The following is a 26,025-nucleotide window of genomic DNA, read 5'->3' on the forward strand; positions in this document are numbered from 1 at the left end:
TGCGCGCCGCGAGCGCCATCCCGTCGGCCTGTCGTCCGCGCCATCGGGGAAACCGATACCCCGGCGGCGCGCGCTCAGATCCAGCGCGACAGCACCGGCAGCAGGATCGGCACGACGAACGCCGTCAGCACGCCGTTCAACCCCATCCCGAGCCCGGCAAACGCGCCGGCCTCCTCGCTCACCTGGAACGCGCGCGCGGTGCCGATCCCGTGCGACGCGACGCCGAGCGCGAAGCCGCGCACGGCCGGCTCGTCGACCCGCAGCAGATTGAGGATCCCGCGCGCGCACACCGCGCCGAAGATCCCGGTCGAGATCACGAGCACGGCCGTGAGCGACGGAATGCCGCCGATCTCGGCGGCGACGGCCATCGCGATCGGCGTCGTCGCCGATTTCGGCGCGAGCGACGCGATCGTCTGATGCGACGCCCCGAACAGCGCGGCGATGCCGATCGCCGACACGATCGCGGTCAGCGAACCCGCGAGCAGGCCGACGAGCAACGGCAGCGCGGTGCGCCGCAGCTTCGACCACTGGCGGTACAGCGGCAGCGCGAGCGCGACGGTCGCGGGGCCGAGCAGGAAATGGACGAACTGCGCGCCTTCGAAATACGTCGGATACGGCGTATGCGTGAGCGTCAGCAGCACGACGATCACCGCGACCGCGATCAGCACCGGATTCGCGAGCGGGTTGAAGCGCGCCCGCGCATAGACGGCCTGGGCGAACAGATACGCGACCAGCGTGATGGTCAGGCCGAGCAGTGGGCTCGCGGCGAGATAGACCCAGATCGCGCCGAGCTTCGGGAAGGCCGTCATTGCGCACCCTCCGCGGTGCCACTCGCGCGGCGCTGGCGTCGCAGCAACGCACGCGTGACGAGCGCCGTCACCGCGATCGCGAGCGTGGTGCTGACGGCCAGCGCGACGACGACCGCGACCGCGTCGCCGCGCACGCGGTCGGCCGACACCATGATGCCGACGCCGGCCGGCACGAACAGCAGCGACAGGTGACGCAGCAGCTCGAGCGCGGTCGGCTCGATCGCATCGGCCACCTGCGGGCGCAGCATCACGAAGCCGAACAGCAGCAGCATGCCGATCACCGGGCCCGGCACCGGCAGGCCGAACAAATAGGACACCCCTTCCCCGAGACACTGGAAGATCAGCAAGACCGCGAACGCCTGCAACATGAACCGCTTCTCCCGAACGTGGCCGCGCTGCCGTGCAGCCGCACGGCCGATAAGCCGGCGAATTGCGACGCCGGCGTGAACGATACGCGCGATCGTACCAACAATGCCGGCGGCCGGGCGCGATCGTGCGATTGCGCGATCGCCGTTCGACCGTTTCGACCGACGCGCGGCCGAGCATGAGCGGGACGCCCTCCTTCATGCGAAAACGGCGGGCACGTGCCCGCCGTCCCGCCGTTCGGGTTCGAACGACCGTCGATCGCGTTACTTCAGCCGCGTCGCGATTTCATTGGCCATCGCCTTGATCGCGGCCTTCGTCGGTGCATCGTCGGCCAGCGCGTTCAGCAGACCGAAATCATGGATCGTGCCGTCGTAGCGCGTGGTCGTCGCGTCCACGCCGGCCGCGTCGAGCTTGCGACCGTATGCTTCGCCTTCGTCACGCAGCACGTCGAACTGCGCGACCTGGATCAGCGCGGGCGGCAACCCCTTCAACTGCGCGAGGCTCGCGCGCAGCGGCGACGCGTAGATCTCGTTGCGTTGCGCTTCGTTCTTCGTATAGGCGTCCCAGAACCACTTCATCATCGGCCGCGTCAGGAAGTGGCCCTGCTGATACGCGCGGTACGAACCGGTGTCGAAGTCGTGATCCGTGACCGGCCACATCAGCCCCTGGAAACGGATCGCAGGGCCGCCCTTGTCCTTTGCCATCAGCGCGACGACGGCCGACATGTTGCCGCCGACGCTGTTGCCGACCACCGCGAGGCGGCTGCCGTCGACGCCGATCTCCGCGCCGTGCGCGGCCACCCACTTGGTCGCCGCATACGCCTGATTGATCGCGACCGGGTAACGCGCTTCCGGCGACGGCGTGTAGTTCACGAACACCGCGACGGCGCCCGACTGCACGACGAGATCGCGCACGAGGCGCTCGTGCGTCGGGAAATCGCCGAGCACCCAGCCGCCGCCGTGGATGAACACGAATACCGGCAGCGTGCCCGTCGCGCCTTGCGGACGCACGATCGTGACCGGCACCGACAGGCCGTCCTGCTCGATCGTGCGGTTCGACACGTCGATGCCGGACAGATCGACCTTCACGCCATTCTGCGCGTCGACCAGCACCTGGCGCGCCTTCGCGGGGCTCAGCGTTTCGAGGCCCGGGCCCTTCTGGCCGTTCAGCGCGGCGAGGAACGCGCTCGTCTTCGCATCGGGACGGACGGCGTCGGTGCCGGCGGCGAACGCGGCAGGTGCGGTGGACAACGCGGCTGCAACGGCGGCGGCGATCAACAGCGGCTTGACGATCTTCATGGTGCGACTCCTTGGTTGACTTCTTCGAATGGCGATGAATGTTTTGCGGTGCGATCGATCAGACGAGCGTAAGCGTGACGTCGATGTTGCCGCGCGTCGCGTTCGAGTACGGGCAGACGACGTGCGCGCGATCGATCAGCGTTTGCGCGATGTCACGATCGAGGCCGGGCAGCGAGATCTTCAGTTCCACTTCGATGCCGAACCCGTTCGGGATCGCGCCGATACCGACGCTGCCTTCGATCGCGGCGTCCGCGGGCATCGCGATCTTGTCGCGCGCCGCGACGAACTTCATCGCGCCGATGAAACACGCGCTGTAGCCGGCGGCGAACAGTTGCTCGGGGTTCGCGCCCGCCCCGCCCGCGCCGCCGAGCTCGCGCGGCGTGGTCAGCTTCAGGTCGAGACCGCTTTCGGGCACCGTCGCACGGCCGTCGCGGCCGCCGGTGGCTTTTGCATGGGCGCGGTACAGCACTTTTTCGATCGACATGACAGACTCCTTTTCAGCAAATGAATGAAACAGCGTTCGAACCGGGGACCGCGTGCCGGCGGTTTCTCCGCCGACCTCGCGTCAATTTATCTACTCATAGATAGATAAACATCCCCAAAAAATGCAGATGGTCGATCCATCTGCGCCAGCCATCTATCTACTACATGATAGATAGCAAAATCCACTAAAAGGGCGGCGAACCGCCCCACTGCTTGCGCCGCCCGTCAGGACCGCGTTTTCCAGACGGCCTCGACGTCCTCGAGACGCGCCCGCGTGTGAAACAGCCGGCTGGCCAGCACGCTGCCCTGAAACGCCGCGTACAACGTGCGCGCCGCCGTGTCGGGCTCGCCGCTGAACTGCAGCGTGCCTTCCTTCGCGCCTTGCGCGAGCAATTCCGCGAGCCAGCGCTCGTTGGCCGTGAAGAACGCCTGCACGGCCTGCCGCACGTTCTCCGGCAGCGTTTCGATGTCGGCCGCGAGCATCCCGCACAGGCAGATCAGATTGCCGTCACCGAGCGTGCGACCGAACATCTTCGTGTACAGGCTCAGCCTCACGTCGGCCGGCAACGCCGGATCGATCGCCCGCACCGCCGCGAGGACTTCGTCGCTGTACGCCGCCACCGCTTCCAGCACGAGATCGTCCTTCGACGGGAAGTAGTAGTGGATGCTCGACGTCTTCACGCCCACCAGGTCGGACAGGTCTCGATAGCTGAAGCCGTTGTAACCGCGCTGCATCATCAGCGTGATCGCGTGGTCGAGAATCTGTTCGCGGACGGTCGGTTTCGTTTCCATGGATCGAACTTTATCTACTCGTAGATAGATAGTCAAGGGGTTTTTTAAGGGGCGCGATGTCCATTCCCGGGAGCCCGATGCGCGAGTACGGCGCCGTTCGCACGGCCGGCGACGGCTTACAACCCGCCTGCAGCGCGGTCGAATCGATGCGACACTTCGAGCCGGGCCACGCGATCGCGGCGTAACGTCCGTCGGCCGAAAGGAACGTGCCGGCACACGATGACCGCATCGCATCCGGTCCGGCACCATCGGCCCGCCCGTCGCGTCGGGCCGTATAAGGAGAACAAGTCGATGTATTCGTGGTTTGAACGGCGCCTGCCGACTTTCCCGCTCGAAGATCCCGTCACGCCGCCGAAGGGATTCTTCTCGTTCGTCCGGGCGTGCACGAAAGGCGCGCGCGGCTGGATCCTGCTGATCGCGCTGACGTCGGCCGCGCTGGCCGCGTACGAAGCCGCGCTGTTCGCGATGATGGGGCACGTGGTCGACTGGCTGTCGTCGTCGACACCGGCCGAATTCGGCGGCCGCCACTTCGCCGCGCTCGCCGGTTTCGCGGCGATCCTCGCCGGCAGCGCGCTGCTGATCGCGCTGCATACGATGGTCAAGCACCAGGTGCTCGCGATCAACTTCCCGATGCGGCTGCGCTGGCTGTTTCACCGGCTGATGCTCGACCAGAGCCTGTCGTTCTACGCGAACGAGTTCGCGGGCCGCGTGACGACCAAGATCATGCAGACCGCGCTCGCGGTGCGCGACGCGCTGTTCATGTCGGTCGACGTCGTGATCGGCGTCACGGCCTATCTGATCGGCATTCTCGTGCTCGCCGCCAGCTTCGACTGGCGGCTGATGATTCCCCTCGCGCTGTGGGCGCTCGGCTACGGCGCGGCGTGCGCGTATTTCGTGCCGCGCCTGGGGGCGATCGGCAGCCGGCAAGCCGACGCGCGCGCGCTGATGACGGGCCGCATCACCGACGCGTATTCGAACATCACGACCGTGAAGCTGTTCTCGCATACGCGGCGCGAAGCCGACCACGCGCGGCGCGCGATGGAAGCGTTCAAGGCGACCGGCGACGCGCAGATGCGGCTCGTCAGCGCGTTCGAGATCGTCAACCACCTGCTGTCGACGCTGCTGCTGGTCGGCTCGGCCGGGCTCGCACTCGCGTTGTGGATGCACGGCGAGGCGAGCGCGGGCGTGGTCGCGGCCGTGATCGCGATGGCGCTACGCCTGTCGAGCTACTCGCACTGGATCATGTGGGAAATGACCGAGCTGTTCGAGAATGTCGGCACGATCCAGGACGGCATCAGCACGTTGACGAAGGTGCGCAGCGTGGTCGACGCGCCCGATGCGAAGCCGCTCGCGGTGCAGCGCGGCGAAATCGTGTTCGACAACGTGCAGTTCGCGCACGAGGACAACGATCGCGCGGTATTCGACGGGCTGAACCTGACGATCCGGCCCGGCGAGCGGATCGGATTGATCGGCCGCTCGGGCGCCGGCAAGTCGACGCTCGTGAACCTGCTGCTGCGCTTCTACGACGTCGGCGGCGGCACGATCCGGATCGACGGGCAGGACATCGCACACGTGACGCAGGACAGCCTGCGCGGCGCGATCGGGATGGTCACGCAGGATACGTCGCTGCTGCACCGGACGATGCGCGAAAACCTGCTGTACGGCCGCCCCGACGCGACCGAGCGCGAGATGCAGGACGCGGCCGAGCGCGCGGAAGCGTCCGAGTTCATCGGCCGGCTGCGCGACCGCCACGGCCGCAGCGGCTACGACGTCGAAGTCGGCGAGCGCGGCGTGAAGCTGTCGGGCGGCCAGCGGCAGCGCGTCGCGATTGCGCGCGTGATGCTCAAGGACGCGCCGATCCTCGTGCTCGACGAAGCGACCAGCGCGCTCGACTCCGAGGTCGAAGTCGCGATCCAGCGCAGCCTCGACAGTCTGATGCACGGCAAGACGGTGATCGCGATCGCGCACCGGCTGTCGACGATCGCCACGATGGACCGGCTGATCGTGCTCGACGAAGGGCGCATCGTCGAGGAAGGCACGCACCAGCAGTTGCTGCAGGCAGGTGGCATTTACGCGGCGCTGTGGGCGCACCAGAGCGGCGGATTCCTCGGCGAGACGGCGGACGCGGAAGACGTGGCGCAATAGACCGGCCGCCATGGCAATATGGCGGTCATCGATCGGCGGCGAATGTCGCCGACGATCGCGTTCCGGCTGGCCGGGGCCATCGCCCGGTTTCGTACCGACCCACGCATACCCGAGGAGCTCCCATGACCACGCGACCGGATATCGCGACCGCGCTCGATGCGCCCGATTCGGTGCTCGAGGAAGACGAGCAGCGCTTCGTGCATCAGATTCGCCAGCACGGATGGTTCCGCACCGAAGTATTCGCGGAAGGCGACGCACCGGGCTTCTCGTTCACGACCGGGCTGTGGGTCAACCACGGTTTCCCGGAAATCATCGTTTTCTCGTTGCCGACGCGCATCGTCCATGACGTGCTGTGGGACGTCTATCGGAAGGTCGCGGCCGGCACGCCGCCGCCGGTCGGCGAAGTCACGGCCGCCGTCTACGGCAACGCGAACGCGCTGCTGATGCCGGTCGAGAAGAAACACTACGAAGCCCATCTCGGCTGGAACCGCTGGTTCTACGGCAACGACGACTTCCCGTGCGTGCAGTTGCTGTGGCCGGACCGCAACGGAATTTTTCCGTGGCAGCCGGAAGCGGACGATGCATTGAACGCGGCGCAACCGCGCCTGTTCGCACCGGGCGACGCGCGCCACTGACCTGGCGCGCCGGATCGCGCGGCACGCACGCGATGCACACGCTATTCGCACGCCGCTCGTCGATCCGTTGCGCGCGCATCCATCGCCGCGCCGCCTCATAACGATCCGACAATTTATTGGTTCCCTTGGCGATACGCCATCCGTATCGTTCACCGGCTCGTCAGACCAATCGACCAACGGGGGAATCCAACCATGAAACAGATCCGGTCATTCGCACTGCTCGCGCTGCCGGCCGCGCTCGTCGCCGCGGGCGCCCACGCACAAAGCAGCGTCACGCTGTACGGCATCGCCGACGCGGGCATCGCGTACGTTCACAACGCGCAGAACGCGAACGGCAGCAACGCGTCGAGCCTCGTGAAGTTCAGCAGCGGCAACCTGTCGGGCAGCCGCTGGGGGCTGCGCGGCATCGAGGATCTCGGCAGCGGCCTGTCCGCGCTGTTCCAGCTCGAGAACGGCTTCAACATCGGCACCGGCGCGCTCGGCCAGGGCCAGCGCGAATTCGGCCGCAAGGCCGTCGTCGGCCTCGCGAGCAGCACGTACGGCACCGTGACGCTCGGCCGCCAGTACGATCCGGTCGTCGATCTCGTGCAGGGCCTCACGGAAGACAACTACTTCGGCGGCGTGTTCGCGACGCCGGGCGATCTCGACAACTACGACAACAGCCTGCGCGTCAGCAACTCGGTGAAATACACGAGCCCGCTGATCTCCGGCTTCCAGTTCGCCGCGCTGTACGGCTTCGGCGGCGTCGCGGGCGCGACCGGCAGCGGCCGCACGTACAGCTTCGGCGCGAGCTACGCGAACGGCCCGCTGTCGCTCGGCGCCGGCTACTTCTACGCGAACGGCGGCACGACGGTCGCGGGTGGCGTGCGCACGTGGTCGAGCAGCTCGGACACGCTGTTCAACACCGTGATCAACCAGGGCTTCTCGAGCGCGAAGTCGATCCAGATCGTGCGCGTGGCCGGCCAGTACGTGGCCGGGCCGGCGACCTTCGGCCTCGCGTACTCGAATACGCAATACGGCGCGGACACGCTGTCGGCATTCAACCGGAACGCGAAGTTCAACAACGGCTCGGCGTTCTTCAACTGGCAGTTCACGCCGGCGTTGCGCGCGGGCGTCGGCTACAACTACACGTCGCTGACGGGTCCGGCTTCCGCGCACTACAACCAGGTCAACCTCGGCGCGGACTACGCGCTGTCGAAGCGCACCGATCTGTATGCGCTGTTCGGCTATCAGAAGGCGAGCGGCAATACGCTCGACGCGAGCGGCAAGATCGTGAAGGCCGCCGCATCGGTCGGCTCGTACGGCGTGAACGCCGGCACCGATACGCAGGAACTCGCGATCGTCGGCATTCGCCACAAATTCTGATCGCTACGTCGCACGACGATCGTCGTGACAGGCGCGCACCGCGGTGCGCGCCTGCGGCGTTTACACTGCCCACCTTCACGTTCGTCACGACACGAGGAGCCCGGCATGCCGACGGTATGGGGACGACGCAACGCGTTCAATGTCCAGAAGGCGATCCCGATGCCGACCTTTCAGGGTCGAACAGGCGTCGCAACACCGGTCCAATCATCGGCCTAATGTCGCCGCATGCCACCCAGCCCGTGCCCCGCACCAACCGGGAACGGACCGTGATGGAACCCCGCGCCCATCGGCACGCCGAAGCGGCGATGTCCGATCGGATTGAAGTGATCGACGTGATCGAAGTGGTGAAAACGACGGAAGCGATCGACGAAGACGAAGCTCACGCCCGCGCCGATGAACAACGGCGGCCCCCAGTACCACGGATCGGCATACGGATAGGCTGCCACCGGGTACCACAGCACGCTGCCGTCGGCGTTTTGCACGATCTGCCACGTCCCGTCGTCTTGCAGACACGCGCGCCCCACGATCTGCTGCTCCGTGCCGTCGATGTCCGCCTGCGCGACGACCGCACGGCAGTTCGTGCCGTTCGCCGCTGGATCGTCAGTCGTTTGCGCGAAGACGGACGCGGCAAAGCCGAGACAGACGATGGCTGTCACGGATCGAAACGAGATGCACATGATCGGCTCCTGCGTCGTTGCCCCCGACCCATTGATCCCGAGCGTCGCCAACGACGCCCGTGCACCGTTTTGCTTGCGCACGATTCGTCGCGCGGCGATCGCCGCTCGCCGCCGCTTCGCGTCGTACAGGGGTCTCCTGACGGCTAAACGACCCAGCGCGGCCGGTTATTCCAGGGGTCGGGATACGGATGCCCGTCGCGGACATCCCGGGCAATCGATGCCGGGATCAGCGCGTGGCGTGACGTCGGGCCACGCAATAGATAGAGGCTGCCGTCATCCCGAATACCAGATGGGCGATCAGCGTGATCGCGCCGCGCACCGGGATGAACCACGGAAAGATCGCCGTGAAGCCGTAGAGGTTCACGCCGTACAGCAGAAGCCCGAACGCGCCGCCCGCAAGCAGCGCGGCCACACACGACAGACTGCGGACCAGCCGCGCCACCGCGGCCGCATAGATGAGCGAAAGCGCCGCATGCACGAACGTCGCCACGCCCATGACCAGCGGATCGAAGCCGCCGGACGTATCGAGCACGCTTCGCCCCATCACGATCGCGGCCGTGAGGCGTGCGTCGCGCAATAGATTTCGGACGGCGTCGTCGCCGGCGATTGCCCAGAGCAGCAACTCGACGACGGTCGATCCGACCGCCGCGCCGAACGCCGCCCAGAGCATCGAGACCCCATTCGCTCGTTTCAATGGTCGTCCTCGTGGCGGGCCGGTCGATGCATCGAGCGAACCGCCGTGCAAACCCGGCTTACGACGCCCCTTCGCAGTCCGACCAGTACGCAAACGGGTCGCGATGTTTCGGATAGTGCTCGTCGAGCCATTTCAGCAGCGTCGCCCGCGCATTATCCATGTCGGCCTTCAACGACGACGTCGTCAGCTCATGCACTTCGACGGACTTTTCCCGATCGACCACGAAGCAGTTCCAGTCGGGGCCGTCGAGATCCGGATCGTCGGATGCCTTCGACGACTTCGTCCAGCCGAAACGCTTGCGCGCATCGATGTAGTAGCGCGGATGCACCTTCAGATACGACATCTCGCCGCCCTGCAGGCTGCTCTCGGCGCGCAGCACGTCGCGTTCGTCGACGATCTGCGTGACCTCCGGAAGCCGGCGCGAGCGCCATCCGGCAGGCAGCGTCGCCACCGCGCGGACGCTGTCGTAGGTGCCCCACTCGAGGCCCCACGCTTCGGCCATGCGTTTCATGAACGCGTCCGCGCTCGGATAACCGCGCAGCTGGATGCGGGTCGACAGCGTGACTTCCACTCCGCCGCGACCGCCGGATGCACTCGACACCTCGTCGTCCGCTTCGAACGGATTGCCCGGACGCGGCGATGCGCGCTTCGCGTCCGCAGGCGCCAGGCCGGAAAAAAGTTGATCCAGCGCCGCACGCGCTTTCGACGATTTGTCTGGTCTATTCATCGGTTCCCTTTTGTGCAAATTTGAACCCGTACTGCAATGGTTGGTGATTGCCCTGCCGTCGGGCAAAGGCGCGATTCCGCTTCACTGCGGCGATCTCGCCGTTTTCCGCGGCTGCATTGTAACGATTCGGCGCGGGGGCCGAACGAACGGAACGGGCGGCCCGTCGCATGCGTGACGCGCGTGCCGAAGCGGCCGCCTGCGCGAACCGCCGGGTGCGCGCTAGCGCAGCGCCTTCACCATCCGTTCCATCAACGCGAGAACCTCCGGCCGATTCTCGCCCTTCGCGTGCACGAAGTGATAGCTGAGCGGCGAATCGACCTCGTGACGGCTCACGCGCACGAGCGCGCTGCGCTGCAGATACGCATCCGCCAGCGGCGTTCGCGCAAGCGCCACGCCCAGCCCCGCTTCGGCCGCCGCCAGCACGAGGTTGTAATCCTCGAACCGGCGATCCTGCGCGCGCGGCTTGAACGGAATGCCGAGCGCATCGAACCACGTGCGCCAGCCGGTCACGTCGGAATCGTGCAGCAACGGCATGTCGAGCAGCGCGGCGTCGCCCGTTGCGCGGCGCATCCTGGCCAGTTGCGCGGCGAGCCGCGGATGCGCGACCGGATACAGCCGCTCCGGCATGAATGGGCGAGTGTCGAGCCGACGCCAGTTGCCGCGCCCGTACCGGATCGACAGATCCGCTTCGCCGCCGGCGATATCCACGTTGCGCAGCTCGATACCGAGCTCGATGCGCAACGCGGGCGCTTCGTTCTCGAGCGCCTGCTGCCGCTCCAGCAGCCACAGCTGCGCGAACGCGGGCACCACGCTCATCCGGACCAGCCGCGGCGTGCGCGGCGTGCGCCACTGATCGGCCGCGCCGTCGATGATCGCGAACGCCTGCTCGATCCGGCCGACGAAGCGCTGCCCGTCCGGCGTCAGGCGCACGCCGCGCGCATGCCGCTCGAACAGCGCCATCCCGAGCCAGTTTTCCACGGCGGCCACCCGGCGGCTGATCGCGCCGTGCGTGACGCCGGAAACGTCGGCGGCCGCGAGAAACGAACCCTCGCGCGCCACCGTGCAGACCGTCTCCAGGCTCGCGAGCGGCGGCCGCGGGCCCGGCATCGGCGCGGCGGCCGACAGCCCGCCGGCCGCCTGACGCGCACGCGCCGAGCCGTCGGCCCGCCGCGATCCCGAGCTGTGAGCCATATTCATATCCGGGTGTTGATCTGTGCGCTAGCTTAACATCTCGCCACGCTGCACCATGGCCGCATGAATACCCTTTCTTCACCGACGTCGCGCGGCGCGCGACAACCGCTCGTCGCGGCAGCCGCGGTCGCGTTCACGATCGTCTCGTGGGCGTCCGCGTTCCCGTTCATCCGGATCGGCCTGCATGGCCTCGCGCCGCTGCAGCTCGCGGCCGCGCGCTTCGCGACCGCCGCGTTGCTCGTGATCGCGTGGCTCGCCTGGCGACGGCCGCCGCTGCCGGCGAAAGGCGATGCGTGGCGCTTTCTCGCGTGCGGCCTGCTCGGCATCGCGCTCTACAACGCACTGCTCAATACCGGCGAACGGACCGTGTCGGCCGGCGCGGCGAGTTTCATCGTGAACACGCTGCCGATCTTCACCGCATTGCTGGCCGCCGCGTTTCTGCGCGAGCGCTTCAATCGCTGGGGCTGGCTCGGTTCGCTGGTCAGCCTCGCCGGCATCGCGGTGATCGCGCAAGGGCAGCCCGGCGGCCTCGTCCTCGGCTCGGGCAGCACGCTGATCCTCGGCGCGGCGCTGTGTTCGGCCAGCTATTTCGTGTTGCAGCGGCGGCTGATTCCCGTGTACGGCGCGCTGCCGTGCACCGCGTACACGCTGCTGGCCGGCGCGGTGTTGCTCGCGCCCTGGCTGCCCGGCGCGCTCGTGTCGCTCGGCGACGGGTCGCGCGACACGGCGCTGGCCGTCATCGTACTCGGCGTCTTTCCCGCCGCGCTCGGTTACGCGACCTGGACCTTCGCGCTCGGCTACTTCGGCGCGGCGCGCGCGGCCAACTTTCTCTACCTGACGCCGGCGGTCGCGACGCTGCTGTCGGTGGTGCTGACCGGCGAGCGGCCGGGCATCGCGACGGCGTGCGGCGGCCTGCTGGCGATCGTCGGCGTGGTCGTCGTCGCATGGCGCGGACGGTCGTAGGGTCAGCGTGCGGCGAATGGCGCGGCCGACGCGACGCTCCGGATTTGCCGCGACGCCGGCCCCAAAGCGGCCCCCGTCTCTGCCGATCTCGATGGATGGTTCGGTCGGTGTAATCGCCACCCACTTGCCGGCGCGGCCGAACTTGACCGTTAGTTGCATAACGACGGCGATCGCGCTCGATGGAGCATGACCACGAAACCGGATACGCCGTTCGCCATTGACCAAACTGTGCAGACAAATCGACCGAACAGTTCCCGATTGACCGGGCGCCAGTGTCCATGGCTTCGCCGAGGCAACCGGCCGAATAATGGATGCGGCCGTAAGGCCAACGACAGCGAACCGCAATCCGGGGGCCGCCGCGGCGCATGATCTGCGGTATCCGGAAGCCTCGACATCCGCGCGCTGGCGCATGCCGCAGCGGTCCGCCATGCAGTGCGCCGCAGCACACGGAAGCGGGTTCCGATATATTCATACGAATTGCATGGCGTGCGGCACCCGCCCGCTCGCCCGGGCGGCAGGTCACCCGGCCGGACACCGTGCAAGCGACGCCCGTGACGGGTATGGAAAATCGTCCGATCGCCCCGGCCCGCGGCCGGCCGGTCGAGACGTCAATAGAAAGACATTCAATTCGGAGATGGCAGATGGAACGAAGCACTGTCGGCATGCGCTGCAAACCCCTGATCACCGTTGCACTGGCTGCCGCCGCGTTCGCGGCGGCGTCGAGCGCGATGGCCGACCAGGTCGTGAAGATCGGCAGCGTCGAACCGACGACGGGCGGCATCTCGCACCTCGGCAAGGACAACGAGAACGGCGCGCGCCTCGCGGTCGAGGAAATCAACGCGAAGGGGCTGACGATCGGCGGCAAGAAGATCACGCTGCAACTCGACGCGCAGGATGACGCGGCCGACCCGCGCCAGGCGACGCAGGTTGCGCAGAAGCTCGTCGACGACAAGGTCGTCGCCGTCATCGGCCACCTGAATTCGGGCACGTCGATCCCGGCCTCGAAAATCTACAGCGACGCGGGCATCGTGCAGATCTCGCCGTCGGCCACGAACCCGACCTACACGCAGCAGGGCTTCAAGACGACCTACCGCGTCGTCGCGACCGACGCGCAGCAGGGCCCGGCGCTCGCGAGCTATGCGCAATCGAAGGGCGTGAAGAGCGTCGCGGTGATCGACGACTCGACCGCGTACGGCCAGGGCCTCGCGAACGAGTTCGAGAAGAAGGCGAAGGCGCTCGGCCTGAAGGTGCTGTCGCACGACGCGACCAACGACAAGGCGGTCGACTTCCGCGCGATCCTGACGAAGGTCAAGGGCGAGAACCCCGACGCGATCATGTACGGCGGCATGGACGCCACCGGCGGCCCGCTCGCGAAGCAGGCGAAGCAGCTCGGCCTGCGCGCGAAGATCCTGTCCGGCGACGGCGTGTGCACCGACTCGCTGGCTGAACTGGCCGGCCCGGCGGCCGACAACGTGCTGTGCTCGCAGGCCGGCGCGGCGCTCGAGAAGATGCCGGGCGGCGCGGACTTCCTCGCGAAGTACCAGAAGCGCTTCAACCAGGGCATCAAGTTCGACGCGCCGTTCGCGTATGACGCGGTCTATATCGCGGTCGACGCGATGAAGCGTGCGAACTCGACCGACCCGGCGAAGATCCTCGCGGCGATGCCGGCGACGAAGTACGACGGCGTGATCGGCACGACGACGTTCGACTCGAAGGGCGACCTGACGCACGGCGTCATCTCGATCTACGGCTACAAGAGCGGCAAGAAGACCTTCCTCGACCAGGTGAAGATGTAACCCGACGCGGCGCCGGCACGACGGGAACGCCACCCGTCGGCGTCGGCGCCGCGCGGGCCGAATTCTGATTCACGGAGACGAAGCATCATGTGTGCAATGGCGTATGCGGAATTCCAACAGGAGTTGAAGAAGGCGCAGTTGACGGCGCGCGAGTTCGCCCGCCTGATCCGGATGAACGAAAGCTCCATCACGAACTATTCGAGCAAGGGCACCGTCCCTTCCCACCTCGCGGTCATCGCGAAACTGATCGGCACGCTGGCCGCGCACGAGATCGACTTCCGGCGCGTGATCCGGCAAATGCGGATCGAGCCGAAACGGCCGCGCGGCATCGGCGTGCTGCCCGCAGCGGACAAACCGCGGTCGCGGAAGACGGCGAAAGCCGACGCCTGACCCGCGCCGGCGAAGGTCGACAGCGGCACGGGGATTGCCGCTCGACGCTCGATCGACGCCTCCTCGGAGGGCCGCTCGGCCCGCACCGCCCCGTCGTCACCCCACCGCCCGCACATGATCGAGCAGCGCCTGCAACGGATGGCGCACCTGTTTCGACGACAGGCGCTTCACCTGGCTGCGGCACGAATACCCGGTCGCGAGCGCTTCGCCTTCCTCGTCCGGCGCATCGACGTGCGCGGCCCACGACTGCGCATAGATCGTCTTCGACGTCGCGAGATTGCGCGCCTCGTGCCCGTACGTGCCCGACATCCCGCAACACCCGGCCGCCTGAACCTGCAGGCGCAACCCGCGACGCGCGAACACCTGCGCCCATTGCTTGCCGCTGTCCGGCGCATTGGTTTTCTCGGTGCAATGCGGCAACAACCGGTATGAAACCGTCGCCCGACCCGCACCGGCTCGCGGCAGCGCCTCCAGCAGCCACTCCTGCGGCAGCGCGACCTTCGGCACGTCGGCGAGCCCCGTCACCTTCAGATATTCCTGCCGATACGTGAGCGTCATCGCCGGATCGAGGCCGACCAGCGCGACGCCCGAGCGCGCCAACGCGGCCAGTTGCGTCGCGTTGCGGATCGCCGCCTTCGCGAAGGCTTGCAGAAAGCCCTGCACGTGCAGCGCCTTGCCGTTCGGCGCGAGCGGCGCGAGCCACACCTGATAGCCGAGGCGCGCCGCCAGCTCGATCAGCGTCGCCAGTTGCTCGGTGTCGAAATAGCGCGTGAACGTATCCTGCACGATGACGACGCTGCGCGCGCGCTGCGCATCGCTCAGCGCGGCGAGCGCATGCGGGTCGGCCGGCTTCACGCGCCACGCGCGGATCACGGCCGCGAGATCGAAGCGGCTCAGCAGCGGGCTGTCGACCATGCCGACCTGACGCTCGAGCAGCGCCCGCACCCAGCCGGATCCCATCAGCCCGTTGTAAAGCGCGGGCACGCGCGCCATCCACGGCATCGTGAATTCGAGCGAGCCGATCAGGTAGTCGCGCAGCGGCCGCCGGTAGCGCTGGTGATACAGCTCGAGAAAGCGCGAGCGGAACTCGGGCACGTTGACCTTGACCGGACACTGTCCCGCGCACGACTTGCATGCGAGACATCCGGCCATCGCGTCGTACACCTCGTGCGAGAAATCCGTGTCGCCACGACGGGCGTGGCGGCTGTTGCGCCAGCGCTCGACCAGACCGCGCAGGAGCGGCTGCCGCGTGCGCGCCGCCGCGACGACGTCGACGCCGGCCTGCCCTTGCAGGCGCAACCATTCGCGCATCAGCGACGCACGCCCTTTCGGCGACTGCACGCGTTCGCGCGTCGCCTTCCACGACGGGCACATCGCGTCGTCCGGATCGAAGTTGTAGCATGCGCCGTTGCCGTTGCAATGCATCGCGGTGCCGTAGCTCTGCCACACGCGCTCGTCGATCTGCCGGTCGTGATCGCCGCGCGTCGGCACTTCGTCGATCTTCAGCAACCGCAGCGTGCGATCCGGCGGCGTCGCGATCTTGCCCGGGTTGAACTGGTTGTGCGGATCGAATGCGGCCTTCAACTGCTGCAGCGACGGATACAGCTCGCCGAAAAACGCCGGCGCATATTCGGAGCGCACGCCCTTGCCGTGCTCGCCCCACAGCAGGCCGCCGTGACGTTGCGTGAGTTCGGCCACCGCGTCCGACACGGGCCGCACCAGCGCCGCCTGCTTCGGATCCTTCATGTCGAGCGCCGGACGCACGTGCAGCACGCCCGCATCGACGTGGCCGAACATCCCGTACTGCAGCCCGTGGCCATCGAGCAGCGCGCGGAATTCGGCGATGTACGCGGCGAGGTTCTCGGGCGGCACCGCGGTGTCCTCGACGAACGGTTGCGGGCGCGCCTCGCCCTGCACGTTGCCGAGCAGGCCGACCGCGCGCTTGCGCATCGCATACACGCGCTTCACCGCATCGTCGCCGGCCGCCAGCGTATGGCCGAGACGCGTCACGCTCGTATCGGTGCGCAGATGCTCGACGAACGCGCGCACGCGCGCATCGACGTCGTGCTCGTCGTCGCCGCTGAATTCGATCAGGTTGATGCCGAGCGTCGGACGCGCGTCGTCCTGCGGGAAATACTCGGCCACGCTGCTCCACACGAAGTCCTTCATCGCGAGCATCAGCACTTTCGAGTCGACCGTCTCGATCGACAGCGGCCGGTGTTCGAGCAGCGCGCGCGCATCGCGCAGCGCGTCCATGAAGCCTGCATAACGCACGTTGACCAGCACCGAAAACTTCGGGATCGGCAGCACGTTGAGCTTCGCCTCGACGACGAAGCCGAGCGACCCTTCCGCGCCGCACAGTACGCTGTTCAGGTTGAAACGGCCGTCCGGTTCGCGCAGGTGCGCGAGGTCGTAGCCGGTCAGACAGCGGTTGAGCTTCGGAAACTTCGCGTCGATCAGCGCCGCCTTGTCGTCGCTGATGCGCCGCGCGGTGCGATACACGTGGCCGACGCGATCCTGCCTCGCACAGCGGCGTTCCAGTTCCTCATCGTCGAGTGCGCCGCTGTGCAGCCGTTCGCCGCCCATCAGCACGAAATCGAGCGCGATCACGTGATCGCGCGTCTTGCCGTACGTGCAGCTACCCTGCCCGCTCGCGTCGGTGTTGATCATCCCGCCGACGGTCGCACGGTTCGACGTGGACAGCTCCGGCGCGAAGAACAGCCCGTGCGGCTTGAGCGCCGCATTGAGCTGATCCTTGACGACGCCCGCCTCCACACGCACCCAGCGCTGCGCGACGTCGATTTCGAGGATCCGGTTCATGTTCCGCGACAGGTCGACGACGATGCCGTCGGTCAGCGACTGCCCGTTGGTGCCGGTACCGCCGCCGCGCGCGGCCACCGCGACGTCGCGGTGCGCGGGCTCGGCCAGCAGCCGGGCCAGTAACTGGACGTCGTCCGCATGCGCGGGGCAGATCACCGCCTGCGGCAGGCGCTGGTAGATCGAGTTGTCGGTGGCCTGCACGGTCCGGTTCGCGTGATCCGCGCGGATTTCGCCGGCGAAGCCGGCCGCCTGCAGCGCGGCGAGAAAATCGCGGTAGACGTTCGCGGACGGGCTGGCGGGACGAGGCAACGGGACGATCGACATGGGGCGAAAACGCAATGTGGGTGGAGCAGGCCGGTTCGCGCGCACCGAAACATGATTTTTTGGCAAGTTTCCGCGCAACCGGGAATTCCAGTATCTTTCGATAATCCTCTATAAACAAACGAATTCTTCCCCGGCTAAACTTGCATAAAACTCATGAATTACCGCCGCCTCACTCCGTCGATGTCGCTGCTGCTCGTGTTCGAGGCCGCCGCGCGGCATGAAAGCTATACGCGCGCGGCCGAGGAGCTGTCGCTGAGCCAGAGCGCGATCAGCCGGCAGGTGCAGACGCTCGAGGATCAGCTCGGCGTGCCGCTGTTCCGGCGCGAGGGCCGCTCGGTCAAGCTGACCGACGTCGGCCGCCGCTACTTCGGCGAGCTGACCGGCGCGCTCGGGCGCATCCGCGGCGCGACGCTGCAGGCGATGTCGCATCGGGCGGGCGCCGGCTCGCTCCGGCTGGCCACGTTGCCGACCTTCGGATCGAAATGGCTGCTGCCGCACCTGCACGGCTTCTATGCCGCGCATCCGGGCGTGACCGTGCACCTTCATTCCCGAATCGGCGCGATCGATTTCCTCAACGACGACCTCGACGCGGCGATCACCGTCGGCACCGACGACTGGCCGGGCCTGCATGCGCACCGGCTGTACAACGAGTTCCTGATCGCGATCGCGCCGCCCGTCGCGGGCAGCGGCCGCAAGGCCGACGCGCGCACGCCGGCCTGGGCCGCGAAGCAGACGCTGCTGGGCGTGACGAGCAATCAGCAGGCCTGGGCCGAGTGGTTCTCGCACTATCGGCTCGATCATCGCAAGATGCGCATCGGCCCAAGTTTCGAGCTGACGTCGCATCTGATCCAGGCCGTGCATGCCGGAATGGGGATCGGGCTGGTGCCGAAGGTGCTCGTGGAGGACGAATTGAGCCGTGGCGAGCTCGACTCGATCGGCGACGCGATCACCAGCCAGCGCAGCTATTACCTCGCCTACCCGCCGGGCAACGAAACGCTGCCGTCGCTCGTCGCCTTCCGCGAATGGCTGCTGACGTCGTGCTGACGCGCCGCCGGCGACGGGCCGGTCAGGCGCGCCATTCGCCGAGAATCTGCTCGGCGAGGTAGTCGCACGGCGGGCGCGCGGACTGCGCGCTGCGGGCGAGCACGACCTCGAGTTCACCGAGCGACGGTAGCCCGTGGCTCTCCGTCAGCTGCAACAGGTGATCGGGCACGCAGCAGCGCGCGAGCGGCGCGACGGCGAGACCGGCCTCGACCATGCTGAGCAGGCCGAGAAAGCTCGGGCTTTCGTATGACATCCGATACGGAATCTTCCGCCGGTTCAGCGCCCTGACCGCGTGATCGCGGGCCATGCTGCCGCCGTGCGTGAAAAACGCCACCGGCAGCGGCCGCTCTTCCCACACGTCGCGTTTCGGCGAGCCGGCCCAGACGAGCGGCTCCATCCGGATCAGCTCGCCCGTCACGCCCTTGATTCGCGTGAGGCACGCGAGGTCGACCGTGTTGTCCTTCAGCATCGGCACGAGCGCGCTGCTCGGCTGGCCGATCACGCGCACTTCCACGCGCGGATGCATCGCCGCGAACTTGCCGAGCACCTGTGGCAGCAGCGACGAGATGTAGTCGTCGGGCACGCCGATCGTCACGCGGCCGCGCATCTCCGGACGCACGACCGACGCCCACGCCTCGTCGCGCATCGCGAGCATCCGGCGGCCGTAATCGGCGAGCATCCTGCCGTCGTCGGTCGCCGTCACGTTGCGCGTGTCGCGGATGAACAGCGGCTTGCCGAGCGCGTCTTCGAGCGTCTTGATCTGCATGCTCACCGCCGACGGCGACCGGTGCACGGCCTGGGCGCCCTGCGCGAACGATCCGGATTCCGCGACGGCCACCACCATCGCGAGCACATCGAGGTCGAGCTTCTTCATGTCGATTCAGAAAAACTGATCAATCGATTCAGTTTATCCCGTTTTACTGTTCACCTCCATCGCCGGACAATCGACGCCATCGGCACTCATTCGATGCAGGAAGCGGAAAACATGCACACGTCCGGATCGCTCTACGGGTTTCTCGTCATCGGCGGCATGCTCGCGGTCACGCCGGGGCCGAACATGGTCTACGTGATGTCGCGCTCGATCGCGCAGGGGCGGGCGGCCGGGCTCATTTCGCTCGCCGGCGTGATGATCGGCTACCTGTTCTACCTGTTCGCCGCCGCGTTCGGCATCACGACGCTGTTCATGAGCGTGCCCTATGCGGGCAGCGTGCTGGGCGCGGTCGGCGCAACCTATCTGCTGTACCTCGCATGGCAGGCGGTGCGGCCCGGCGGCCGCTCGCCGTTCGAGGTGAAGGCGCTGCCGGCCGAGCAACCGCTGCGGCTGCTCGCGATGGGCGCGACGACCAGCGTGCTGAACCCGAAGCTCGCGATGCTGTTCGTGTCGCTGCTGCCGCAGTTCATCGACTACGGACGAGGCAGCGTGTTCGGCCAGTCGCTGTTTCTCGGCTCGCTGCTGATCGCCGCGTTCGCGTCGGCCAACGGGCTGGTGGCGCTCTGCTCGAGCGGCCTCGCGACGTTCCTGCACGGCCGCCCGACGCTGCTGCTCGCGCAGCGCTGGGCGATGGGCATCATCCTCGGCAGTCTCGGCGTGCAGATGGTGATCGAGGCATCGAGGCGGGCAGGCGTCGCGTGAACGTCACGCCGCCGCGCGGCCCGGCGCGATCGCGGGCCGCGCGCATGCGTCGGACGGGCGTCAAGCGGCAACGGCCTGCCGCCGCGCCTCCAGTTCGCGCACGAGCGGCAGCACGCGCCGGCCGAAGTATTCGACTTCCTCGATGAAGTGCAGGAAGCCGGCCAGCACGAGATCGACGCCGATCGCCTTCAGCGCGACGATCCGCTCGGCGATCTGCTGCGGCGTGCCGATCAGGTTCGTGCGAAAGCCGTCGTTGTACTGAACGAGATCCTCGAACGTCGATTTCGCCCAGTTGCCCTCGCCTTCGGGCGACGCCTTGCCGGCCTCCGTCACCGCATCGCCGAACGCGTGCACCGCTTCGACGTGCGCATGCCGGATGATGTCGTCGAGCACGGCCCGCGCTTCTTCCTCGGTGTCGCGCGCGATCACGAACGCATTGACGCCGATGCGCACGCGATGGTCGTTCGCGGCCGCCTTCGCGCGAATGTCGTCGATCTGCGCCTTCAGGTTCTCCGGCGTATTGCCGTTCGTGAAATACCAGTCCGACACGCTCGCCGCATTGTCGCGCGCCGCGCGCGAGCTGCCGCCCTGGAAGATTTCCGGATGCGGCTTCTGCACCGGCTTCGGGCTCAACGTGTAATCGTTGAAGCGGTAGAAGTCGCCCTTGAACGTGAAGTTGTCCTGCGTCCAGATGCCCTTGAGCGCCTGGATGAATTCCTTCGAGCGCCGATAGCGTTCGTCGTGCTCGAGCCACGGCTCGCCGATCGCGGTGAATTCGCCCTTGAACCAGCCGCTCACGACGTTGATCGCGATGCGCCCGTTCGAAATGTGGTCGATCGTCGCGAGCTGCTTCGCGACCACGGCCGGATGCCACGGCCCCGGCAGGATCGCCGCGAGCACCTTGAGCTTGGTCGTCGCATGCAGCAGCGCCTGGCTGAACGACACCGACTCGTGCTGGTATTCGGCGCCATAACCGGCCGTGAAGCGGATCTGGCTCAGCGCATAGTCGAAGCCGGCCGCTTCGGCCGTGCGCGCGAGCTTCTGGTTGTATTCGAGGCTCCAGTCGGTGCGCTGCTCGATCGTACTGACGACGAGGCCGCCGCTGACGTTCGGCACCCAGTACGCGAATTTGACGCCGTCGGCGGAAGAGTCGGAAAGGCTCATGAAAGTGTCCTGGTCGAAGGGGAAACGAAAAAGCGGCTTACGCGGCCGCGGCGGAAAGCGCGTGCTGGCGCAGTTGCGGCACCGCGCGGTCGACGGCGAGCGCGATGCGCTCGCGCAACGCCGGGCTCGCGATCTGGTACCGGTCGAAATCGCTTTCGGATGCGTACACGCCGATCGGCAGCGTGCGCGCCTGGAAGAAGCTGAACAGCGGGCGCAGCTGGTGGTCGATCACGAGCGCATGACGCTCGCTGCCGCCGGTGGCCGCGAGCAGCACCGGCACGTCGACCAGCGCGTCGTGGCGCACGAGGTCGAACAGATGCTTGAAGAGGCCCGTGTACGACGCGCGATACACCGGGCTCGCGACGACGAGCGCATCGGCCGTCTCGATCGCGCGGATCAGCGCGTCGAGATCGGCCGGCACCTGCGCGCGCGTGAGCGCGCCGGCCAGCCGGCTGCCGATCTCGCCGAGTTCGATCAGCCGCGCGTCGATCGACAGCGCGGCGCCGAGCGCCGTGACGATCGCGTCGGTCAGCGCCAGCGTGCGCGACGGCCGCTGCAGGCTGCCCGATATCGCGACGACGTTGAGAGGGTGGCTCATGCGATGCGTTCCCGTGGTGAAGCCGCGTGCAGTGCGGCGATACCGGTTCGGGTCAGCAAGGAGCGTGCCATTGGCGCGGATGCGTGAAGGAAATTTCATCCGGATGACGAAATTTTTTGCCATCGCCCGCCGGCACTGGCGTTCCGCCAAATGCGCGATAGTGGCAAGCATCCCGGCTCACGCGTCACATCGATATTCCGCGCCACGATGAACCGGGCGCAGCGGATTTGCTGATGCACTGCTGATCAGGCAGCAACGCATCGCGCGCGCCAGCGTCGAATTCGACGCTTCGACGTCGTCGCACCGCCGCTCTTGCTCGCCATTGCAGGTTCCGCAGCAATCGCGCTTTGGTTATCAGAAATCGATGCTTTTCGCGCGCGGCGAAACGTTCAACACTCTGCTGACTACGCAGCAGCCACACCGCGGCGCCCGCCGGCACGGGCCCGCTTTGCCCGGCCATCCAACGGTTCATCGCCATGACTTCCATTTCCGCATCGCCGCGCCCGTTCAATCTTCGCGTCGTCGCCGCGTCCCGCGACCCGGCCGGACTTCAGCCCGCCGGGCACGCGGCGCCGGTGCTCACGTTGCCCGAACGTCACGCGCCGGCCCGCGCGCATGCGCAGGTGTTCGCCGATCCGCATTCGCTCGCGCTGCTCGAACAGGTTCGCCGCGTCGCGCCGAGCGACGCGAACGTGCTGATCGTCGGCGAGACGGGCACCGGCAAGGAGCTGATCGCGCGCCACGTGCACGCGCTCGGCGCGCGTCGCGACGGGCCGTTCGTCGCGGTGAACTGCGGCGCATTCTCCGACACGCTCGTCGACAGCGAACTGTTCGGTCACGAGAAAGGCGCGTTTACGGGCGCGTTCAGCGCGAAGCCCGGCTGGTTCGAAGCCGCGCACGGCGGCACGCTGTTTCTCGACGAAATCGGCGACTTGCCGCTCGCGATGCAGGTCAAGCTGCTGCGCGTGCTGCAGGAGCGCGAGGTCGTGCGGCTCGGTTCGCGCACGGGCATTCCGGTCGACGTCCGGGTGGTCGCGGCCACCAACGTCGACCTGCAGCAGGCGGTTGCGGCCGGGCGGTTTCGCGGCGACCTGTTCTACCGGCTCAACGTCGTGCAGCTCGCGGTCCCGCCGTTGCGCGAGCGCCCGGGCGACATCCTGCCGCTCGCGCGCCACTTCTTCGACATTTACCGCGACCGGCTCGGCGGCGGGCCACGCCGCATCGATGCGCGCGCCGAGCGCCGGCTCGAGGCACACGGCTGGCCCGGCAATATCCGCGAACTCGAGAACGTGATCCATCACGCGCTGCTGGTGAGCCGGCACGACGCGCTGCAGGACACCGACCTGCACATCGCGCCGTCGTGCCTGCCGACCGCTGCCGGTTCGTCCACCGACGCGCAGGCAGCGCTCGAACACGCGCTGCGCGACCTGTTCGACGAAGGGCACGGCAATCTGTTCGAACGTATCGAGGACACGGTGATGCGTGTCGCGTTCGAATTCAGTCACCGCAACCAGATCCGGGCCGCGCAGTTGCTCGGCATCAGCCGCAACGTGCTGCGTGCGCGGCTGATTCGCGCGAAGGCGATTTCCGCGCTGAAATAGTGGCGCCGCCGCTGCGCCCCCGGGCGCCATCGCGTCGCGATCCGTGTCGCGACGTTTTCGAACCTGATGTATCGTGGCGCGAAGCGCACGCTTCGTTGCCCGCCCCGCGTCCGCTCGCCCGTCATGCGACCGTCGGCGACCGGCAACGGGTCACGCACGATCCTCCGCAACACGAAAACGAAAGTCGTCCGGCGCCCGTGCGCGCCCGGCCGAACCCTGTTCACCCGTCCGGAATCCGTCGCCATGAAAAAGCTTGTGAACCGCCCGTCCGACGTCGTGCGAGAAATGCTGGAAGGCATCGCACGGCAATCGCCGCATCTCGCGATCCTCGGCGACGAGCACGTGCTCGTCCGCCAGCCGCTGCCCGAACCGTCGCAGCGGCCGGTCGCGATCCTGTCCGGCGGCGGCAGCGGCCATGAGCCCGCGCACGGCGGCTATGTCGGCGAAGGGATGCTGAGCGCGGCCGTGTGCGGCGAAGTGTTCACGTCGCCGTCGACCGACGCCGTGCTCGCCGCGATCCGCGCGAGCGCCGGCCCGAACGGCGCGCTGCTGATCGTGAAGAACTACACCGGCGACCGGCTCAATTTCGGGCTCGCCGCCGAGCTCGCGCGCGCGGAAGGCATTCCGGTCGAAACCGTCATCGTCGCCGACGACGTGTCGCTGCGCGGCCGCGTCGAGCGCGGCCAGCGACGCGGGATCGCCGGTACCGTGCTGATCCACAAGCTCGCGGGCGCTGCCGCCGCGCGCGGGCTGCCGCTCGCCCGCGTCGCGAGCATCGCGCGCGACGCGGCGGCCGAGCTCGGCACGATGGGCGTCGCGCTCGACGGCTGCACGATCCCGGGCGCCGACAAGTCCGGCTTCAGCCTCGCCGATCACGAGATCGAGCTGGGCCTCGGCATCCACGGCGAGAAAGGCGTCGAGCGCCGCGCGCCGCTGCCGGCCGATGCGCTGGCCGACACGCTGTTGTCGAGCATCGTCGCCGATCTCGTGCTCGATCGCGACGAACGCGTGGCGCTGTTCGTCAACGGCCTCGGCGCGACACCGGACATGGAACTCGCGATCGTGCTGCGCGCCGCGTTCGACAACCTGAGCCGGCGCGGCATCGTCGTCGCCCGTGCGTGGGCCGGCACGTTCCTGTCCGCGCTGAACATGCCCGGCTGCTCGATCTCGGTGCTGCGGCTGAACGACGAGCGCGCAGCGCTGCTCGATGCGCCGACGCAGGCGCGCGCATGGCCGGGCGGCGGCCTCGTGAACACGCGGATCCGCGTGGCCGCGGCCGCGTCGCAGGACGCGCCACCGCCGCCGCTCGATGCGGCCGGTCGCGCGTGGGCCGCGCGCCTGCAACCGGCGCTGCACGCGGTCGCGCAGACGCTGATCGATCACGAGCAGACGCTGACGGATCTCGATGCGGCAGCCGGCGACGGCGATCTCGGCGCGAGCATGCGGCGCGCCGCGCAGGCGATCCTCGAATTGCCCGACACCGCGTACGGCACGCCATCGGGTGCGCTCGCGGCGCTCGGCGCCGCGTTGCGCCGCGCGATCGCCGGCAGTTCCGGGCCGTTCTACGCGACCGCGCTGCTGCGCGCGTCGCGCCGGCTGGCCGACATCGCCGAGCCGTCGCCGCGCGACTGGGCAGCGGCATTCCGCGCGGCGGTGGATTCGATCGGTGAACTCGGCGGCGCGCGGGCGGGCGACCGGACGATGCTCGATGCGCTGGTGCCGGCCGTCGACGCATTCGGCCGCGCGCTGGACGGCGATCGCGATCCCGCGAGCGCATGGATGGCGGCCGTCGAAGCGGCCGAGCAAGGTGCGCAGGAAACGGCGCGCATGACGCCGCGCGCGGGGCGGGCAAGCTATCTGGGCGAGCGGGCGATCGGTACGCCGGACGGCGGGGCGGTGGCCGTCGCGTACTGGTTGCGGGCGTTGCAGCCGCACGTCCGGTAACGACGCGCGGCCGCGTTCAGACGCCCTCGACCAGCACCGCGCGATAGCGGGCGCCCTTGAACCGATGCTGGACGACCCGCTGGTATTCGGGGCCGTGATACCACGCGTGCGCGGCCTCCTTCGACGGGAACTCGACGATCACGACGCCTTCCGGGCCGTCCCCCTCGAGAATTTCCTGCGGCCCGTATGCGGCGAGCACCTTCACCGGATGGCCGGCAAGGGTCGCACCGACCTGGCTCGAATAGGTGTCGAGCTCATGCTGGTCCTGCGTGCTTTCCCGCGTAAAAACGATGTAGGTCGCCACGATACGCGCTCCTGATGGAAGGTGAAAAAAGGGACGCCACGCGCTGCACGGTCCGATCGACCTGCATGGCAGCGTGCAGCTTACCGCCGTTCGCCGCCCGGCGCCGCGAAGCGCCAGCTGCGGCCCGCGCCAGCCCCCCAGCCCGGCACGGGAAAACCCCGATCCCCACATCGTCCTATGACATCCGGCATCGCAAATTGGCGGGATTACTTTGATCCTCGTCGGCGCCCGCCCGGGCGCATGCTGATAGCGAGGATCCCTC

The 26,025-nt window shown here is 67.8% G+C and carries 25 protein-coding genes; 10 read left to right on the plus strand and 15 right to left on the minus strand.

Annotated elements, in window-relative coordinates; translation table 11 throughout:
- Positions 1-74: 74 nt before the first annotated feature.
- The 5 genes from WS95_RS25975 to WS95_RS25995 form a co-directional block, all read right to left on the minus strand.
- The gene (locus WS95_RS25975; protein ID WP_059826879.1) at positions 75-809 is read right to left on the minus strand and encodes an LrgB family protein; all 735 of its coding nucleotides are present in this window, start codon (positions 807-809) and stop codon (positions 75-77) included.
- Positions 806-1,177 carry a CidA/LrgA family protein gene (locus tag WS95_RS25980; protein ID WP_059826881.1) on the minus strand — a complete coding sequence of 124 codons (372 nt, stop codon included), beginning with the start codon at positions 1,175-1,177 and terminating at the stop codon, positions 806-808. Before WS95_RS25980 ends, WS95_RS25975 begins: the two co-directional genes overlap by 4 nt.
- Positions 1,178-1,438: 261 nt before the next feature.
- Positions 1,439-2,473 carry an alpha/beta hydrolase gene (locus tag WS95_RS25985; RefSeq protein ID WP_059826883.1) on the minus strand — a complete coding sequence of 345 codons (1,035 nt, stop codon included), beginning with the start codon at positions 2,471-2,473 and terminating at the stop codon, positions 1,439-1,441.
- A gap of 58 nt (positions 2,474-2,531) precedes the next feature.
- Positions 2,532-2,957, minus strand: a complete 426-nt coding sequence (locus tag WS95_RS25990; protein WP_034208878.1) for an organic hydroperoxide resistance protein — start codon at positions 2,955-2,957, stop codon at positions 2,532-2,534.
- Between the two features lie 224 nt (positions 2,958-3,181).
- Positions 3,182-3,748, minus strand: a complete 567-nt coding sequence (locus WS95_RS25995) for a TetR/AcrR family transcriptional regulator (protein ID WP_059781952.1) — start codon at positions 3,746-3,748, stop codon at positions 3,182-3,184.
- Between the two features lie 291 nt (positions 3,749-4,039).
- Here WS95_RS25995 and WS95_RS26000 point away from each other — a divergent pair, with 291 nt between their 5' ends.
- The 3 genes from WS95_RS26000 (at position 4,040) to WS95_RS26010 (ending at position 7,893) form a co-directional block, all read left to right on the plus strand.
- The gene (locus tag WS95_RS26000; RefSeq protein ID WP_059826960.1) at positions 4,040-5,893 is read left to right on the plus strand and encodes an ABC transporter ATP-binding protein; all 1,854 of its coding nucleotides are present in this window, start codon (positions 4,040-4,042) and stop codon (positions 5,891-5,893) included.
- 122 nt (positions 5,894-6,015) lie between these two features.
- Entirely contained in the window at positions 6,016-6,528 is a 513-nt protein-coding gene (locus WS95_RS26005; protein WP_059826885.1) for a DUF4262 domain-containing protein, read from the plus strand.
- Between the two features lie 192 nt (positions 6,529-6,720).
- Positions 6,721-7,893, plus strand: coding sequence for a porin (locus tag WS95_RS26010; RefSeq protein WP_059826886.1), 1,173 nt, complete (start codon positions 6,721-6,723; stop codon positions 7,891-7,893).
- 212 nt (positions 7,894-8,105) lie between these two features.
- Here WS95_RS26010 and WS95_RS26015 read toward each other — a convergent pair whose 3' ends face one another.
- From WS95_RS26015 to WS95_RS26030, 4 genes are all read right to left on the minus strand, one after another.
- Positions 8,106-8,570: a hypothetical protein gene (locus WS95_RS26015; RefSeq protein WP_034208875.1), complete on the minus strand. Its 465-nt coding sequence runs from the start codon at positions 8,568-8,570 to the stop codon at positions 8,106-8,108.
- Between the two features lie 226 nt (positions 8,571-8,796).
- Complete coding sequence (locus WS95_RS26020; protein WP_059826888.1) at positions 8,797-9,264, minus strand: hypothetical protein; 468 nt, start codon at positions 9,262-9,264, stop codon at positions 8,797-8,799.
- Positions 9,265-9,322: 58 nt separating this feature from the next.
- The gene (locus WS95_RS26025; RefSeq protein ID WP_034208873.1) at positions 9,323-9,991 is read right to left on the minus strand and encodes a hypothetical protein; all 669 of its coding nucleotides are present in this window, start codon (positions 9,989-9,991) and stop codon (positions 9,323-9,325) included.
- Between the two features lie 219 nt (positions 9,992-10,210).
- Positions 10,211-11,188 carry a LysR substrate-binding domain-containing protein gene (locus WS95_RS26030; protein ID WP_059826890.1) on the minus strand — a complete coding sequence of 326 codons (978 nt, stop codon included), beginning with the start codon at positions 11,186-11,188 and terminating at the stop codon, positions 10,211-10,213.
- 57 nt (positions 11,189-11,245) lie between these two features.
- Here WS95_RS26030 and WS95_RS26035 point away from each other — a divergent pair, with 57 nt between their 5' ends.
- From WS95_RS26035 to WS95_RS26045, 3 genes are all read left to right on the plus strand, one after another.
- A complete protein-coding gene (locus tag WS95_RS26035) occupies positions 11,246-12,145 on the plus strand; it encodes a DMT family transporter (RefSeq protein ID WP_034208871.1) in 900 nt (299 codons plus the stop codon).
- Positions 12,146-12,786: 641 nt separating this feature from the next.
- Positions 12,787-13,941 (plus strand): branched-chain amino acid ABC transporter substrate-binding protein, encoded by a 1,155-nt coding sequence (locus WS95_RS26040; RefSeq protein ID WP_034208870.1) that lies wholly within the window; start codon positions 12,787-12,789, stop codon positions 13,939-13,941.
- An 87-nt stretch (positions 13,942-14,028) separates the two neighbouring features.
- On the plus strand, positions 14,029-14,331 hold the full coding sequence (locus tag WS95_RS26045) for a hypothetical protein (protein WP_034208869.1): 303 nt from the start codon (positions 14,029-14,031) through the stop codon (positions 14,329-14,331).
- A gap of 96 nt (positions 14,332-14,427) precedes the next feature.
- Here the strand turns inward: WS95_RS26045 and ydiJ are convergent, their stop codons facing one another.
- Positions 14,428-17,475, minus strand: coding sequence for a D-2-hydroxyglutarate dehydrogenase YdiJ (ydiJ, locus tag WS95_RS26050; RefSeq protein ID WP_059826892.1), 3,048 nt, complete (start codon positions 17,473-17,475; stop codon positions 14,428-14,430).
- Positions 17,476-17,628: 153 nt separating this feature from the next.
- On the opposite strand from ydiJ, the gene WS95_RS26055 reads away from it, so the two are divergent.
- Positions 17,629-18,519 carry a LysR substrate-binding domain-containing protein gene (locus WS95_RS26055; RefSeq protein ID WP_059826894.1) on the plus strand — a complete coding sequence of 297 codons (891 nt, stop codon included), beginning with the start codon at positions 17,629-17,631 and terminating at the stop codon, positions 18,517-18,519.
- A 22-nt stretch (positions 18,520-18,541) separates the two neighbouring features.
- On the opposite strand, the gene WS95_RS26060 is transcribed toward WS95_RS26055, so the two are convergent.
- Positions 18,542-19,393: a LysR substrate-binding domain-containing protein gene (locus WS95_RS26060; RefSeq protein ID WP_059781972.1), complete on the minus strand. Its 852-nt coding sequence runs from the start codon at positions 19,391-19,393 to the stop codon at positions 18,542-18,544.
- A gap of 111 nt (positions 19,394-19,504) precedes the next feature.
- On the opposite strand from WS95_RS26060, the gene WS95_RS26065 reads away from it, so the two are divergent.
- On the plus strand, positions 19,505-20,152 hold the full coding sequence (locus WS95_RS26065) for a LysE family translocator (protein WP_059826963.1): 648 nt from the start codon (positions 19,505-19,507) through the stop codon (positions 20,150-20,152).
- Positions 20,153-20,212: 60 nt separating this feature from the next.
- Here WS95_RS26065 and sfnG read toward each other — a convergent pair whose 3' ends face one another.
- From sfnG to WS95_RS34150, 3 genes are all read right to left on the minus strand, one after another.
- On the minus strand, positions 20,213-21,316 hold the full coding sequence (gene sfnG, locus WS95_RS26070) for a dimethylsulfone monooxygenase SfnG (protein WP_059826896.1): 1,104 nt from the start codon (positions 21,314-21,316) through the stop codon (positions 20,213-20,215).
- Between the two features lie 37 nt (positions 21,317-21,353).
- Positions 21,354-21,914, minus strand: a complete 561-nt coding sequence (msuE, locus tag WS95_RS26075; RefSeq protein ID WP_059781976.1) for an FMN reductase — start codon at positions 21,912-21,914, stop codon at positions 21,354-21,356.
- 184 nt (positions 21,915-22,098) lie between these two features.
- Positions 22,099-22,392: a hypothetical protein gene (locus WS95_RS34150; protein WP_080747843.1), complete on the minus strand. Its 294-nt coding sequence runs from the start codon at positions 22,390-22,392 to the stop codon at positions 22,099-22,101.
- On the opposite strand from WS95_RS34150, the gene WS95_RS26080 reads away from it, so the two are divergent.
- Together WS95_RS26080 and WS95_RS26085 are read left to right on the plus strand one after the other, a co-directional pair.
- Positions 22,391-23,515: a sigma-54 interaction domain-containing protein gene (locus tag WS95_RS26080; RefSeq protein WP_082747010.1), complete on the plus strand. Its 1,125-nt coding sequence runs from the start codon at positions 22,391-22,393 to the stop codon at positions 23,513-23,515. The genes WS95_RS34150 and WS95_RS26080 overlap by 2 nt on opposite strands.
- Positions 23,516-23,758: 243 nt before the next feature.
- Positions 23,759-25,459, plus strand: coding sequence for a dihydroxyacetone kinase family protein (locus WS95_RS26085; RefSeq protein ID WP_059826966.1), 1,701 nt, complete (start codon positions 23,759-23,761; stop codon positions 25,457-25,459).
- Positions 25,460-25,475: 16 nt separating this feature from the next.
- Here WS95_RS26085 and WS95_RS26090 read toward each other — a convergent pair whose 3' ends face one another.
- Entirely contained in the window at positions 25,476-25,763 is a 288-nt protein-coding gene (locus tag WS95_RS26090; protein ID WP_034208862.1) for a DUF1330 domain-containing protein, read from the minus strand.
- Positions 25,764-26,025 lie beyond the last annotated feature (262 nt).

It is taken from the genome of Burkholderia sp. MSMB1826, assembly GCF_001526325.1.
GTDB lineage: Bacteria > Pseudomonadota > Gammaproteobacteria > Burkholderiales > Burkholderiaceae > Burkholderia.